Origin of the sequence: Actinocatenispora comari, from assembly GCF_017312725.1 — a bacterium.
Lineage (GTDB): Bacteria > Actinomycetota > Actinomycetes > Mycobacteriales > Micromonosporaceae > Actinocatenispora > Actinocatenispora comari.
This window is the reverse complement of sequence record NZ_BOPO01000150.1, coordinates 1-12,984: the sequence shown is the minus strand read 5'-3', so window position 1 is coordinate 12,984 and position 12,984 is coordinate 1. Positions and strand designations below refer to the sequence as shown.

Here is a 12,984-nt window from a genome sequence, read left to right as displayed (position 1 = left end):
TCCGGCGGCGACCACACAGGTCCGGCGGCGCCACCTCACGCGGGTCAGGTGGCCTCCCTGAACATCGCACCAGGTCGGCTGTCGCCCCGGCGTGGTCAGGCGGCCTCGCCGAACATCGCGACCAGGCCGGCCGGCGCGTCCGACGCCAAGCACATCGTCATGCCCTGGGCCGAACCGGCGGCCGCCTCGGCGGACCGCGGGAACATCGAGCCCTCGTACCCGGCCAGCGCCACCTCGACGTCACCCCGGTGCGCGGCGAGCGCCTCACCCAGCTCCGCGCCGTCGAGCATCGCGTTGTTCGCACCCTCACCGGCGAACGGCGACATCAGGTGCGCGGCGTCGCCGAGCAGCGTCACCCCGGGCACCCGCGGCCAGCGGTGACCGGCGGGCAACCCGTACAGCGGGCGGGGCAGCAGCGGGCCGTCCGCCTCGGCGACCAGCGCGCGCAGGTCGTCGGACCAGCCGGCGAAGTGCGCCAGCACCGCATCCTGCACGGCCACCCGGTCGGTGAAGTCGACGCCGCCGGCCCAGTCCACCGGCACCGGCAGCGCCGCGTACACGTGCAGGCTGCCGTCGGTCTCGCGGTGTGCGAGCAGCCCCTTCCCGTCGCCCAGCGCGAACAGCGAGCCGCGGCCCACCACCGCGGCGGCGGCCGGATGCCGCGCGTCCGCCTCGACCAGGTCGATCTCGACGAACGTGACGCCCAGGTAGTCGGGCGTCGCCGCGGACACCAGCGGCCGCACCTTCGACCACGCCCCATCCGCGCCCACGACCAGGTCGGCGGTCACCGTCGACCCGTCCGCGAACACCACCTCGCGCCGACCGTCGGACCGCTCGCGCACCGCGGAAGCCTTGGCGCCCCACCGGATCGAGCCCGGCGGCAGCGAGTCGAGCAGCAGCTCGCGCAGCTGCCCGCGGTCGACCTCGGGCCGCCCGTTGCCGCCGTCGTCGGCGTGCAGGAGCGTCCCGTGCCGGTCCCGGACGATGGTCGCGTCCCCGCCCGGCAGCACGATCCGCTGGAACTCCTGGAGCAGCCCGGCCGCCCGCAGCGCGCGCTGACCGGACTCCTCGTGAATGTCGAGCATGCCGCCCTGCGACCGGGCACCCGGCCCGGACTCCTGGTCGTACACGGTGGCGGTGATGCCGTGCACCGCGAGCACCCGGGCCAGCGTCAACCCGCCCAACCCACCGCCCACGATCGCGATCTCGGCCGGCCCGCCGCGCGATCGCCGCGCGCCACCGCCGAGCACGCGTACCGCCCCGTCGCCGGCCCCGGTGTTCCGGTCGGCGTTCCCGGGCATCCCGTCGCCGGCCCGGGTGTACTCGTTGCCGTTCCCGACGCTGTTCGTCGTGGTCATGATGACTCCTCCCCGTCGCCCGCCCCGCAGGGCGACCCGTTCCGCCCGCCGGCCGGTCACTCCGGCAGCGGGATGTCTGCGATCCCGTGGATGAGCACCCGGAAGCCCCACCCCAGCCGCCCTTCCGGGGTACCGGAGAGCAGCGCCGGCCCCCACGCGGCGAGCTGCGGGTACCGGTCGGCGGAGGCGCCGCGCAGGGCCCCGGTCAGCGCGTCCCACTCCTGGCCGGCCTCGGCCGAGGCGTCCCGGTCACTCTGCTCGGCGGCCGTCGCGGTGCCGAACTGCAGCAGCACGTCGACCCCCCAGGCCGCCTGCGGCCCCGGCACGCCACCCTCGGTGAGCAGCGCGAGCACCGACTCCACCAACCGCAGGTAGTGCGGTCCGCTCGGCCGGGCCGACAGCGCCGCCCGGGCCAGGCTGGGCTGCGCGAACAGCAGCCCGGTGTAGTCGGTGAGCAGCCCCACCAGCCGCTCGTCCCACCGCCCGGAGCCGGCCGGAGCCAGCTCACCGAGCAGCTCGTCCAGCACCGCGGCGTGCAGCTCCGCGGTGTTCCGCACGTAGACGTAGAGCGAGGCAGGGCCGGTGTCGAGCTCCTGCGCCAGCCGCCGCATCGTCACCCGGGCCAACCCCTCGGCCCGCATCAGCCGTACCGCCGTCGCCACGATGCCGTCGCGCGTCAGTGCCGGCTTGGCCGGCCGCTCCCGCCGACTCCGCGTCCCCTCGTCCGTCATGCCTCCACCATAACGAACATGTTCGCCACGAACAAGTTCGTCACGAACGTGTTCGTCCTCACGAAGCGATCGTCCGAGCGCCACCGTGGGCTCGAATCGGATGGAGGGGAGCGGCGGGTCGATACGCTGCCGAACCATGACCAGTCCCCGTCCGGGTCCGCGGTTGATCGTCGCGCTGTCGACGCTGGCCGCCTGCGAATCGACCCCGAGTGCCGGCCATCGGCAGAGCGGGAAGTCCGCCGCGTCGTCACCCGGGACCGGCAGGTCCGGCGCGTTCCGCGGCAAGACCGAGATCCGCTATTCCGGCGGCGTCGTGCGGATCCGCAGCGTCAGCTGCGCGATCGAGAAGGCAAGATCGTCGGCTTGAACGCGCCGGACACCGAGGACGAGACGGCCCCCGGCACCCCCAGCTTCACCGCGGCCGACCTCGGCGAGAACAGTTCGGCCACCCTCAGCGTCTCGACCGGCAGCTACGTGAAGGCCGGCGCGGCCGGGATCACCTCGAGCAAGCACGACGGCGTGTGGATCATGACGTTGTCCGGCACCGAGCTGGGCTCGACCAGCGTCGAGCACCCCGACCCGATCACCGTCGACGGCACCATCACCTGCGGCCGCACCATCGCCATGCCGTAGCCCGGGTGGGCGGCCCGGGGCCGCTTCGTACGGCCGTGCCACCGGCACCGTGACGCCCGGTCGACCCCGCCCCGTTCGGTGCCCCGAGCCGTCGACCGACGATCGTCGGTGGACGACGGGCTGTCATGCTGGGCCGGTGACGAAACTGCCGGTGACCGACGAGCCGGTCGACGCCGGGCCGGATCGGCGCACGCTGCGCGCCGAGGTGCTGCTCGTCCTGGCCGTCTCGCTCGGCCAGTCCGGCGTGTACGCGCTGGTCAACCTGATCGGCAAGCTCACCGCGAGCAAGGCGCTCGCCGACCAGAGCGCCACCCTCAACGCCTCCCAGGCGCCGGGTCGGCCGTGGCTGGACCTGACGTACCAACTGCTCGGCATCGCGTTCGCGGTGGTACCGGCGCTGCTCGCGATGCACCTGCTGGGCCGCTCCGGCCGGCCCGCCAGCCGTACCATCGGCCTCGACCTGCGCCGCCCGGTGTTCGACCTCACCGCAGGCGCCGGCGTCGCGCTCGCCATCGGCATCCCCGGCCTCGGCCTGTACTTCGCCGCCCGCGCCCTCGGTCTCGCCGCCAACGTCGTACCGTCCGCGCTGCCGTCGGTGTGGTGGGCGATCCCGGTACTGATCCTGTCCGCCATCCAGAACGCCGTGCTCGAAGAGGTCGTCGTCCTCGGCTACCTGATCACCCGGCTGCGCGAGCTCGGTTGGCGGCTGCCGGCCGTGGTGGTCACCAGCGCCCTGCTGCGCGGCTCGTACCACCTCTACCAGGGGTTCGGCGGCTTCGTCGGCAACGCGATCATGGGCGTGCTGTTCGCGCTGTTCTTCCTCCGGGTACGCCGCGTCGCCCCGCTCGTGGTCGCCCACAGCCTGCTCGACATCGGCGCCTTCGTCGGGTACGCCCTGCTGCACGGCCACGTTTCCTGGCTCTGACCAGCGCCCGCACCCCCGGCGAACCGCGACGCGCCGGATGCCCTTTGCCCGCCGCCGACACCGCCCTGTATTCTCGACCACCGACGGTCGGTACCCGGCCGTCCTGGGAGGCTTCGCCTAGTCTGGTCTATGGCGCCCGCCTGCTAAGCGGGTTTCGGGCTACAACCCGATCCGGGGTTCAAATCCCCGAGCCTCCGCTCGTGCTTGGCTGCAGTGTGCCCGCGCTTCTGGCGCGGGCCTTTGCGTCACGTCGCCACGCTTTCTGGGGGCGCAGCCCCCAGGCCCCGCGCCGGAGGGCTTCGCCCCCGGCACCCCCATTCCGGAGCACGTGCTTGTTGTGCGGCGTGCTGTTCGTCCTCGGTCGCTGTGGCTGCGCGGGGGTTGTGCCGAGGGCTTCGCCCGGCACCTCGTCCCGAGGACGGGGGGTCGGGGTTGTCTTGTGAGAGCGCCGGAGATCGTTGCGGGTGGTTTGGAAGTCTCTGGGCAATCCTGGCAAGTGGTTGGGGAGGGCCGCTGATCCGGCAGGTGTCTCGGGCGCTGCGGGCGAGCGTCGACTGTGCGAAGACGTACGTCGTGGAGTTCTCCGAGCACCCGGACCATCGGCACGTGCACGTGCACGTCATCCCGCGCTCGCCCCACCTACCCGACGACCAGCTGGGTCCGGGGATCTTCCGGAACCTGGGCGTCGACGCGGATCGGCGGGTGCCGGAGGAGCGGATGAACGAGATCGCCGGGATGGTGCTGAAGCATCTCCCCGTGCCGTCGGGCGATGCCCAGGACGGGTAGGCACTCCTCGACGCCGATCAGGTGGATGTCGTCACCGCGGGCGGTCCGGTCGCCGGCGGTGCCACCTCACGCGGTCACTGACCGGTGTCCTGGGCCCGGTAGGGTCGCCGGGTGACCGTCCTGAACTGGCCCGACCTGCGCAACGCGCGTGACCTCGGTGGGCTGCCGGCAGGAGACGGACGGATCAAGGGCCGTGCCCTGGTGCGTACCGACAATCACGACCGGCTCGGGGCGGCCGGGATCGCGGCACTCGACGCCTACGGCGTGAGCCGCATCGTCGATCTCCGGTGGGAATGGGAGGCGGCGAAGTACCGGAGCCCGTTCGCCGCCGACCCTCGGTACCGGCTACGACCGGCGTTCGACGACGGGTTGGCGGATCAGACGCCGACCGACAGCTACGGCCAGCTCGTCGACCACAGCCGCACCCGCCTCGGCGCGGTCGTCGAGGCGATCGCGGAAGCACCGGCCGGCGCAGTCGTGGTGCACTGCCACGGCGGGCGGGACCGGACCGGCGTCGTGATCGCCCTCGTACTCCGGCTCGCCGGGGTGGCGGACGCCGCCATCGCGGCCGACTATGCGCGGACACCGGGCGCGCTGCCCGACACGGTCGCCAACACGCTGGCGCACATCGACGCGGTTCACGGTGGTGTCGAGCCGTACCTGCTCGGCGGTGGTGTCACGGGGGCGCACCTGATGGCGGTACGCCGGCGCCTCACGGGCTGACCTCGCGGGGCGCCCGTCTCGCGCCCGCGGAGGTGCAGGTGCCGCGCGCATCCGGATCGCCGGGTGCGCGGCGTTCGTCGGAAGGGTGACGACGTCCGGACGTCGCAGCGTCAGGTGAGGCCCAGGGCGGGGAGGCACGCTTCGACGCCGATCAGGTCGATGTCGTCGCGGCGGTGGCGTTCCCAGACGTCGCGGGTGAGCCGCCACTGCTGGATCTGCGCGACCTCGCCGCGGCGGGTGTCCCAGTCGGTACCGTTCGGTTCGTACCCGAGCGCCCGGGAGACGTGGTTGGACGCTTCGTTGTCGACGAACGCGTCGCTGCCGGCCTCGCGGGCGCCCAGACCGGCGAACGCCAGGTGCAGGATCGCCGCCCGCATCTCCTTGCCGAGGCCCTGCCCGCGGCGGCCGGGGGCCAGCCAGGAGAAGCTGGAGACCGTACCGAAGCGGGTGAAGTTCGTGCTGGTGAGGTCCTGCATGCCGACCGGCTCGCCGTCGACGAGCACGGCGAAGTACAGCCGCCACGAGTCCGGGCTCACCCGCCCGCGGCCGCGCCAGATGCTGCGCAGCCACTGCCACTCGCGTTCGGGGCTGTCGGCGTAGAACGAGATCGGGTCGTCGAACGGCAGCGGCTCGGTGTCGGCGATCCCGGCCCGTACCAGCGGTACCAGGCGTTCCAGCAGCTCGTCGGACGCGCCGGCCAACGTCAGCCGCGGCGTGCGGATCTCGACGTTGAGCGGTGGGTAGGTGTGGGCCACGTCCGGACCGTAACCACCCCGCCCGGGCACCGCACCCGCTTTTGCCGGCGCGGGCCGCGACCGGTGGTCAGTCGGAGCCGGCTGTCGTGCGGGCCAGGCTTGCCTGGATCTGCTGGGCGGCGTCGGCGAGGGGTGTGCCCTTGGCGGGCGCCGAGTACGACATCGTCGGATCGGGGTAGATCGACACGTCCAGGCGTTCGCCGGCGGCGGAGACCACGGACAGCCCGGCCGCCTTGCGCGCCGTGTTGACCTGCACGGTGGCCGGCTCCACCCGGGCGCCGCGGCTGGGGAAACTCTGCCGGCGCACCGGTTCGCGGAGGCCGACCTTCCACAGCGAGACGGCGTCCCGGTCGACGCTGAGGATGAACCCCGCCGAGCTGCGCAGCCCCAGCGTCGGGCGGCACAGGAACGCGAGACCGTTGCGGCGCAGGCCTGCCAGCACCGCGCGCTGGTTGCGTACCAACCGACGGCCGTACAGCACGAGCGCGGTCACGAGCAGCGTCATCAGCACCAGGAACACGATCAGGATCGGGAGCAGGAGCAGGAAGACGTGCATGGCGCGACGGTAGACCCGGCCGGCAAGCACGCGCCAGGTACGAAACGGGCCCGGACCCGACCGACCCGATCCCGGCGAGCCCGAACCGTCCCCACGCGGGCACGTCGGGGCACCTCGTTCCGGCGTACGGGCTCGGCGCGGGCGCCGCGTGCCGGTCAGGGCAGGCGTTCGAGGAGGTGGACGGTCACGGTATCGCCGGTGGTCTTGCCGACGGCCCGGCGTACCTCGGCGCGGATCGGAAGCTTGTGCGTACCGTCGCCGAGCGCCATGAAGGAGCTCTCGAACCGGTGCCCGTCGATGGTGGCGCGCACCCGGACGCGCCCGCGAGTACCGAAGTAGGCGGCCGAGCCGGGCATGACCACGTAGGTGTGCCCGCCCTTCGCCGGGCTGGTCCGCAACTCGGCCTGGAACCGGCGATCCAGTGCGCCGGGTGCTTTCGGGTCTGCGGTCATGATCGTCCTCCTGCTCGTGCCGTCGTCAGGGCAGACGACCGAAGGCACCGAAACTCACCGGTACGCGGGGGTGAGCGGGCGCGGATCCGGAAGTGCTGTGTCCGGAACCTGGTTTAGCGTCGGCGGCATGAGTGAGACGAGCGAGTTGACCCCGCGTCCGTTCTCCGCCGCGCCCGGCGAGGTCGAGGCGCTGCTCGGTGCGCTGTACCGGAACCGGCGGACGTTCGCCTGGAAGACCGGCGGGCTGGACGCCGCCGCGATGCGCCGCACCCTCGGGCCGTCCACCCTCACGCTCGGTGGCCTGGTCAAGCACCTGGCCCTGGTGGAGGACCACTACTTCACCCACCTGCTGCTGGGCGACGACTACCCGGCGGTGTGGGCGCCGATGGCCGCGGACGGGGACTGGCCGTGGACCTCGGCCGCCGACGACTCGCCGGCGGAGCTGCGGGCGCTGTGGCTGGCGGCGGTGGCGCGCTCGGAGGCCGCGGTCGACCGGGTACTCGCCGAGGCGGACCTCGGCCGCCTGCTCGCCCTGTCCGACGGCCCGGAGACGCTCAACCTGCGCCGGGTGCTCGTCGACCTGATCGAGGAGTACGCCCGGCACACCGGCCACGCCGACCTGATCCGCGAGTCCATCGACGGCCTCGTCGGCGAGGACGCCCCGAACTGACGCCCGGTCGACCGGGCCGAGTCGAAGCTTGGTGGTACCTGCCGTACGGCCGAGGTGGTCAGCGGGGGGCGTAGTCGAGGCGGTGGAAGGGCCAGGCGGTGGTGAGCCAGCCGCGGACCACCCGGTACAGGTCGGCGTCGAGGTCGGCGTGGTCGGCCCGGACCCAGGAGGCGACGTCGACGGTGCCGGGCTCGGTACGGGAACCGTAGACGTAGACGCAGCCGATCACCTCACCGTCCGGTACCGACAGCACGGTGTAGGTGAAGCCGACCCGCCGGGCGAAGTCGTCGGCGTGCCGGCGCAGGTCGGCGAGGTTCGCCTGCGGCGTCATGCCGTCGGCGGGTGGCCAGGAGCCTTGCTCGAAGCCGGGCGTGGCGCGGATGTGGTCGATGCTGCCGGTCCACGCGGCATGGTCGGACTCGTTGTGCTGCGGTCCGAGCGGTTCGAGCCGGTACCGGTCGGTCGCCGGTGGCTGCGGGAGGGCGAAGTCGTCCGGTACGAGCGGCGGTCTGGCGGTCATTGCGGCAGGCTAGCGCGCGCGGCGCACCGCTTCCGGCGGTTTTCGTGCCGGGCCCGGCTGGCTGCGCGCGGACGTCCTCGCGTCGCCGCCTGTCGATGTCCCTGGCCGCAGCGGGGCGAGCGGTGTCGGGCACCGTGCTGACCGGATTCGGACAGGGCGGGATGGGGGTGACGGGGTGGTGACCTTGCGGACCTCGTGCCTACCGTATGAGGTGAGTCGCGGACGATCCGTGGCTTGCCGGGCCCGTGGTTCGACGACGATCCGCCCGACCCGGATCACCTGACCGCCGCCGGCGCCCGCGCGGCGGTCTTGCCGTACGAGTGAGGGCCGATGAGCGGCGTGGCGCAGACGCTGGCGCGGAGCTGGGCGCGGGTCGCCGACCGCCAGGACCGGCTCTCGGCGTACTTCTACGCCCGGCTGTTCCTGGCCGCGCCGCAGCTGCGCGACCTGTTCCCGATCCAGCTGCGGGCGCAGCGAGCGAAGCTGATGGCCGCCATCGGTCAGGCGATCGCGGCGCTGGACCGGCCGGCCGAGTTCGACGCGTCACTGCGGGCGCTCGGCCGGGCGCACCGCCGGTTCGACGTCGAGTCGGCGCACCACGAGATCTTCCGGGAGTGCCTGATCGAGGCGATCCGGGTGCACTCCGGTACCGACTGGAGCGAGGAGACGGAGCGCGCCTGGCGCACCGGGTACGACCTGATCGCGGCGCGGATGAACGCCGGTGCGGCGGCCGAGCCGACCCCGGCGTACCGGTTCGCCGAGGTGTTGACGCACGAGCGGCGCTCGGCCGAGGTCGCGGTGTTCACCTGCCGACCGCTCGAACCGCTGCCCTACCGACCCGGGCAGTACGTGCCGGTCGAGACCGGGCACGAGCCGCGGGTGTGGCGGCGGTACTCGATGGCGACCGCGCCGCGCCCGGACGGCGTGCTGGAGTTCCACGTCCGGGCGGTCGGTCCCGGCATCGTGTCGCCGGCGCTGGTGTGGAAGCTGCGGCCGGGTGAGATGGTCCGGCTCGGCCGGCCGGCGGGTGACCTGTCGCTGCCGGCCGACCGGGACGTGGTGTGCCTGTGTGGTGGTACCGGGGTCGCGCCGGTGCGCGCGCTGATCGAGGCGGCGCCGGCCGGCTGGGAGCGCTGGGTGCACCTGTTCGTCGGCGCCCGCACCGAGGCCGGCCTGTACGACCTGGCCGCGCTGGCGGAGCTCGCGGTGTGCCGGCCGTGGCTGCGGCTGGTGCCGGTGGTCAGCGACGATCCCGGATACCAGGGCGAACGCGGGCTGCTCGCCGACGTGCTCGCCCGGCGCGGGCAGTGGGACGACCACGACTTCGTGCTGTCCGGCTCGCCCGCGATGCTGCGGGCGACGGTCGCCGCCCTGCACGGCCGGGGCGTGCCGGCCGCCCGCATCCACCACGACCCGTACGACTGACGCGGCCGGCCGGCGCTCGCCCCCCCCGGGCTCAGCTCGGCTGGCGGAGGCAGGTACGGAAGACGTCGGTGAGGTGGTCGAGGAAGGCCGGGTCCGGCGGGGTGTCGTCGGCGAGCAGGCCGCGCACGTACCCGGTCCCGATCAGGACCGCGACGCACAGTGCGGCGCGCCGGCGCGCCTCGGTGGCCGGTAGCCGGGCCGCGAGCGGCCCGATCAGCTGCTTCTCCAGCCGCTCCCGGAGCAGTTCGCGGATCTCGGGCGACTCGACCGACCGGGTCGCGGCGGACAGCGCCCGGCTGCTGTCGGCGGACCGCTGGCGCCGGCGCATCGCGTACTCGGCGAGGTAGCGGGGCAGCTCGTCCAGCGGTACGGCGTCGAGCTGCGGCAGCGTCGCCCCGGCGCCGAGGACCGCGTCGAACAGCCCGAGCTTGGAGCCGAAGTACCGGTTGATCAGCGCGACGTTGACGTCCGCGCCGGCGGCGATGGCGCGCACCGTGACGGTCCGGTACCCCTGTTCGGCGAAGAGGCGGGCGGCGCAGTCGAGGATGCGCGCCTCGGTGGCGCCCCGGTCGCGGGCGCGGGTCGGGTGCTCGTCCTGGGGGGCTGTGCCGGTCGTCACGGCGCCATTTTACGGCCCCGGTTGACGAAGTAAACGCGTGCTTACTACAGTTGCTTGTATCGCGCAAACAACTGCAGGTCGCGCTGATCCCCGTCGACGCGCCCTCAGAGGTCCTCACAGCCCCATCTGTGCGGACCTCGTGACCCAACCGAGGTGAGTTCGGTGACCTCTGCCCCCGAGGCTCGAATCGCTGACGCGCTGGCCGACATCCGCGAAGCCACCTGGCGGCTCGGCCCCCTGATGCGGTCGGTGTACCGCACCGTCATGTCCGACGTGATGGCCGCGCACCACCTGATCCCGCTGCTGGAGCGGGTCCCCGGGGTGCGCACCAGCGACCTCGCCCGCGGCCGCGGCGTGGCCATGTCCACGGTGAGCCGCCAGGTCGACCAGCTCGTCCAGCAGGGTTGGGTGCGGATCGAGCCCGATCCCGAGGACCAGCGCGCGCACCGGCTCTACCTGACCGACGAGGCCACCCGCCGCCTCGCCACCGCCCGCGAGGACATCGCCGTCCTCTGCGAGCGCCGGCTCGGCACCGAACGGGCGGCCCGGCTGATCGACGCCGCCAACGCGCTGCGGGAGGCGGTCGACGCGCTCGCCGACCTGTCCGACCAGCAGCCCTGCCCGTTCCGTACCGCCGAGACACCGGACCCGTCGGCGCCGGACCCGGAGGCACCGGGCCCGTCGGCACCGGACCCGTCGGCGTCGGACCCCGAGGCGCCGGGCCCCGAGGCGTCGGGCGGCGCGTCGGCGTCGGCGCCGGGCGGAGCGGCGCAGCCGCAACTGACTTCCTGACCACGAACCGAACCAAGCCACGAACCGAACCAAGCAAAGAGAAGGTGACCATGACGGCGATGGCGACGCAGCCCGACGCGGCGCCGGCCGGACCGGCGGCAACGGCCGTCCGGCCGCGGTACACCCACCGGCAGGTCCTGGAGGTGCTGGCGGCGCTGCTGATGGCGCTGCTCACCTCGATGATCTCCACCTCGGTGGTGAGCACCGCGCTGCCGACGATCGTCGGTGAGTTCCACGCGCAGAACCGGCTGTCCTGGATCGCGAGCGCGACCCTGCTGACGATGACCGCGTCCACCCCGTTGTGGGGCAAGCTGTCCGACCTGTTCGGCCGCAAGGTGCTGTTCCAGCTCTCCCTGGTCATCTTCGTGGTGTCCTGCGCCGCGGCCGGGTTCTCGCAGAACATGACCGAGATGATCGTCGCCCGCGCGTTCCAGGGCATCGGCGCCGGCGGGCTGTCCGCGCTGACCCAGGTGATCCTCGGCGACATCGTCGAACCGCGGGAACGCGGCCGGTACTCCGGCTATCTCGGTGCGGCGTTCGGGGTGTCCACCGTCGCCGGCCCGCTGCTGGGCGGGTTCCTCGTCGACGGCCCCGGCTGGCGGTACTGCTTCTTCATCTCGATCCCGCTCGCGATCGTCGCGTTCGTGATGATCCAGAAGATCCTGAAGCTGCCGCACGTGGCCCGCGACGCGAAGGTCGACTGGATCGGCGCGACGTTCCTGACCGCGGGATCGGCGCTGCTGGTGGGGATGCTGTCGTTCGCCGGGCAGGAGTTCGCCTGGAACTCGCCCTGGACGTACGGGCTGAGCGGCGCGGCGCTGCTCTGCCTGGTCGGCGCGATCTTCGCCGAACGGCGGGCGCACGACCCGATCCTGCCGCCGCGACTGTTCCGCAACCGTACGTTCGTGCTCACCGCGACGGCGTCGCTGCTGGTCGGCGTCGCGATGTTCGGCGGGATCATCTACCTGCCGCAGTACCTGCAGATCGTGCAGGGCATGTCGCCGACCGCGTCCGGCCTGATGACGCTGCCGATGGTGATCGCGATGTTCCTGTTCTCCATCGGGATCGGGCAGGTCATCACCCGTACCGGGCGGTGGAAGGTCTTCCCGGTCATCGGCATGCTGGTCGTCTCGCTCGGCATGTTCCTGCTGTCCCGGCTGCACGTCGACTCGTCGCACGTCACGATCGGGCTGTACGTGGCGGTGCTCGGCGCCGGCCTCGGCATGACGATGCAGACGCTGATCCTCGCCGCGCAGAACGCGGTCGGGCGCGCGGACATGGCCGCCACCACCTCGGGCGTCTCGTACTTCCGCTCGCTGGGCGGCGCGATCGGGGTCGCCGCGTTCGGCGCGATCCTGACCAACCGGCTCGCCGACGAGATCGTCACCCAGGCGGTCAAGGCGCACCTGAACATCGCCGGTGGCGGTGGGCTCGACTCGTCCAGCATCGGCTCGCCGGAGGCGATCAAGCACCTGAAGCCGGTCGTGCAGCACGTGGTGCGGGAGGCGTTCACCGGCTCGCTGCACACCGTGTTCCTCACCGCGGTACCGGTGGCGCTGCTCGGCTGGCTCGCGGTGCTGTTCCTCAAGGAGCTGCCGCTCCGCTCGTCCCGCCACCCGGTCGAGACCCCGCCCGCGAACGCAACGCCGGCTCTCGCTCCGGCCTCCGCCGGGGCGCTCCCGGCCGCTGGCGTCGGGACGGTCCCCGCCGGTGCGGCCGGCTGCACCGGCGGTGGCCAGCCCGGCGCGGCTGCGGGCGGCGCCGGCGCGGCGCCGGTACGGGTCGCGGTGGACGGGATCGGCCGGGACGACGCGCTGGTCAGCGGGCTGCTGCTGTCGCTGGTGGCGCAACGGATGGACCGGCCGGACAGCGCCGACTCGCACCTGGTCCCGGCGCTGGCCGGGCTGGTGCCGGGCGCGGCCGGTACCGCGCCGGAGCGGGCCCGCCTCGCCGTCGACCAGGTGATCCGCCCGTCGGCGCTGGCGCTGATGCAGCGGGCGCACGAACCGGCCGCGGACCGCAGCCCGTCCGCCGGCGGC

Annotated in this window: 15 protein-coding genes and 1 tRNA gene; 9 read left to right on the top strand and 7 right to left on the bottom strand. The window is 73.2% G+C overall.

Annotated elements, in window-relative coordinates; genetic code table 11:
• Positions 1-95: 95 nt before the first annotated feature.
• Complete coding sequence (locus NUM_RS35505) at positions 96-1,358, bottom strand: FAD-dependent oxidoreductase (RefSeq protein WP_225919065.1); 1,263 nt, start codon at positions 1,356-1,358, stop codon at positions 96-98.
• A 56-nt stretch (positions 1,359-1,414) separates the two neighbouring features.
• The gene (locus tag NUM_RS35500) at positions 1,415-2,089 is read right to left on the bottom strand and encodes a TetR/AcrR family transcriptional regulator (protein WP_207129327.1); all 675 of its coding nucleotides are present in this window, start codon (positions 2,087-2,089) and stop codon (positions 1,415-1,417) included.
• A gap of 18 nt (positions 2,090-2,107) precedes the next feature.
• On the opposite strand from NUM_RS35500, the gene NUM_RS35495 reads away from it, so the two are divergent.
• The 5 genes from NUM_RS35495 (at position 2,108) to NUM_RS35475 (ending at position 5,156) form a co-directional block, all read left to right on the top strand.
• Positions 2,108-2,722 (top strand): hypothetical protein, encoded by a 615-nt coding sequence (locus NUM_RS35495; protein ID WP_207129326.1) that lies wholly within the window; start codon positions 2,108-2,110, stop codon positions 2,720-2,722.
• 151 nt (positions 2,723-2,873) lie between these two features.
• On the top strand, positions 2,874-3,647 hold the full coding sequence (locus NUM_RS35490; protein ID WP_207129475.1) for a CPBP family intramembrane glutamic endopeptidase: 774 nt from the start codon (positions 2,874-2,876) through the stop codon (positions 3,645-3,647).
• Between the two features lie 106 nt (positions 3,648-3,753).
• Positions 3,754-3,844 (top strand) — tRNA-Ser (locus NUM_RS35485).
• 328 nt (positions 3,845-4,172) lie between these two features.
• Positions 4,173-4,433 (top strand): hypothetical protein, encoded by a 261-nt coding sequence (locus NUM_RS35480; protein WP_207129325.1) that lies wholly within the window; start codon positions 4,173-4,175, stop codon positions 4,431-4,433.
• Between the two features lie 111 nt (positions 4,434-4,544).
• Positions 4,545-5,156 carry a tyrosine-protein phosphatase gene (locus tag NUM_RS35475; RefSeq protein WP_207129324.1) on the top strand — a complete coding sequence of 204 codons (612 nt, stop codon included), beginning with the start codon at positions 4,545-4,547 and terminating at the stop codon, positions 5,154-5,156.
• 110 nt (positions 5,157-5,266) lie between these two features.
• Here NUM_RS35475 and NUM_RS35470 read toward each other — a convergent pair whose 3' ends face one another.
• The 3 genes from NUM_RS35470 to NUM_RS35460 all read right to left on the bottom strand — a co-directional run bounded on the left by NUM_RS35470 (position 5,267) and on the right by NUM_RS35460 (position 6,919).
• The gene (locus tag NUM_RS35470; protein ID WP_225919064.1) at positions 5,267-5,911 is read right to left on the bottom strand and encodes a GNAT family N-acetyltransferase; all 645 of its coding nucleotides are present in this window, start codon (positions 5,909-5,911) and stop codon (positions 5,267-5,269) included.
• Between the two features lie 67 nt (positions 5,912-5,978).
• Positions 5,979-6,467 carry a hypothetical protein gene (locus tag NUM_RS35465; RefSeq protein ID WP_207129322.1) on the bottom strand — a complete coding sequence of 163 codons (489 nt, stop codon included), beginning with the start codon at positions 6,465-6,467 and terminating at the stop codon, positions 5,979-5,981.
• A 155-nt stretch (positions 6,468-6,622) separates the two neighbouring features.
• Positions 6,623-6,919, bottom strand: coding sequence for a DUF1905 domain-containing protein (locus NUM_RS35460; protein WP_207129321.1), 297 nt, complete (start codon positions 6,917-6,919; stop codon positions 6,623-6,625).
• Between the two features lie 127 nt (positions 6,920-7,046).
• Here NUM_RS35460 and NUM_RS35455 point away from each other — a divergent pair, with 127 nt between their 5' ends.
• Entirely contained in the window at positions 7,047-7,589 is a 543-nt protein-coding gene (locus NUM_RS35455) for a DinB family protein (RefSeq protein ID WP_207129320.1), read from the top strand.
• 58 nt (positions 7,590-7,647) lie between these two features.
• On the opposite strand, the gene NUM_RS35450 is transcribed toward NUM_RS35455, so the two are convergent.
• Positions 7,648-8,109 carry a GNAT family N-acetyltransferase gene (locus tag NUM_RS35450; RefSeq protein ID WP_207129319.1) on the bottom strand — a complete coding sequence of 154 codons (462 nt, stop codon included), beginning with the start codon at positions 8,107-8,109 and terminating at the stop codon, positions 7,648-7,650.
• A 330-nt stretch (positions 8,110-8,439) separates the two neighbouring features.
• On the opposite strand from NUM_RS35450, the gene NUM_RS35445 reads away from it, so the two are divergent.
• On the top strand, positions 8,440-9,534 hold the full coding sequence (locus tag NUM_RS35445) for a globin domain-containing protein (protein ID WP_207129318.1): 1,095 nt from the start codon (positions 8,440-8,442) through the stop codon (positions 9,532-9,534).
• A gap of 31 nt (positions 9,535-9,565) precedes the next feature.
• On the opposite strand, the gene NUM_RS35440 is transcribed toward NUM_RS35445, so the two are convergent.
• The gene (locus NUM_RS35440) at positions 9,566-10,153 is read right to left on the bottom strand and encodes a TetR/AcrR family transcriptional regulator (RefSeq protein ID WP_207129317.1); all 588 of its coding nucleotides are present in this window, start codon (positions 10,151-10,153) and stop codon (positions 9,566-9,568) included.
• Between the two features lie 162 nt (positions 10,154-10,315).
• Here NUM_RS35440 and NUM_RS35435 point away from each other — a divergent pair, with 162 nt between their 5' ends.
• Both NUM_RS35435 and NUM_RS35430 read left to right on the top strand, forming a co-directional pair.
• Positions 10,316-10,945, top strand: a complete 630-nt coding sequence (locus NUM_RS35435) for a MarR family winged helix-turn-helix transcriptional regulator (protein WP_207129316.1) — start codon at positions 10,316-10,318, stop codon at positions 10,943-10,945.
• Between the two features lie 59 nt (positions 10,946-11,004).
• Positions 11,005-12,984: MDR family MFS transporter (locus NUM_RS35430; RefSeq protein ID WP_207129315.1), on the top strand; the 1,980-nt coding region annotated here is incomplete at its 3' end.

Excerpts from the sequence above, each read along its gene's own strand:
- NUM_RS35505 (WP_225919065.1), bottom strand. The coding sequence starts at position 1,358 with ATGACCACGACGAACAGCGTCGGGAACGGCAACGAGTACACCCGGGCC.
- NUM_RS35500 (WP_207129327.1), bottom strand. The coding sequence starts at position 2,089 with ATGACGGACGAGGGGACGCGGAGTCGGCGGGAGCGGCCGGCCAAGCCG.
- NUM_RS35495 (WP_207129326.1), top strand. The coding sequence starts at position 2,108 with ATGTTCGCCACGAACAAGTTCGTCACGAACGTGTTCGTCCTCACGAAG.
- NUM_RS35465 (WP_207129322.1), bottom strand. The coding sequence starts at position 6,467 with ATGCACGTCTTCCTGCTCCTGCTCCCGATCCTGATCGTGTTCCTGGTG.
- NUM_RS35460 (WP_207129321.1), bottom strand. The coding sequence starts at position 6,919 with ATGACCGCAGACCCGAAAGCACCCGGCGCACTGGATCGCCGGTTCCAG.
- NUM_RS35455 (WP_207129320.1), top strand. The coding sequence starts at position 7,047 with ATGAGTGAGACGAGCGAGTTGACCCCGCGTCCGTTCTCCGCCGCGCCC.
- NUM_RS35450 (WP_207129319.1), bottom strand. The coding sequence starts at position 8,109 with ATGACCGCCAGACCGCCGCTCGTACCGGACGACTTCGCCCTCCCGCAG.
- NUM_RS35445 (WP_207129318.1), top strand. The coding sequence starts at position 8,440 with ATGAGCGGCGTGGCGCAGACGCTGGCGCGGAGCTGGGCGCGGGTCGCC.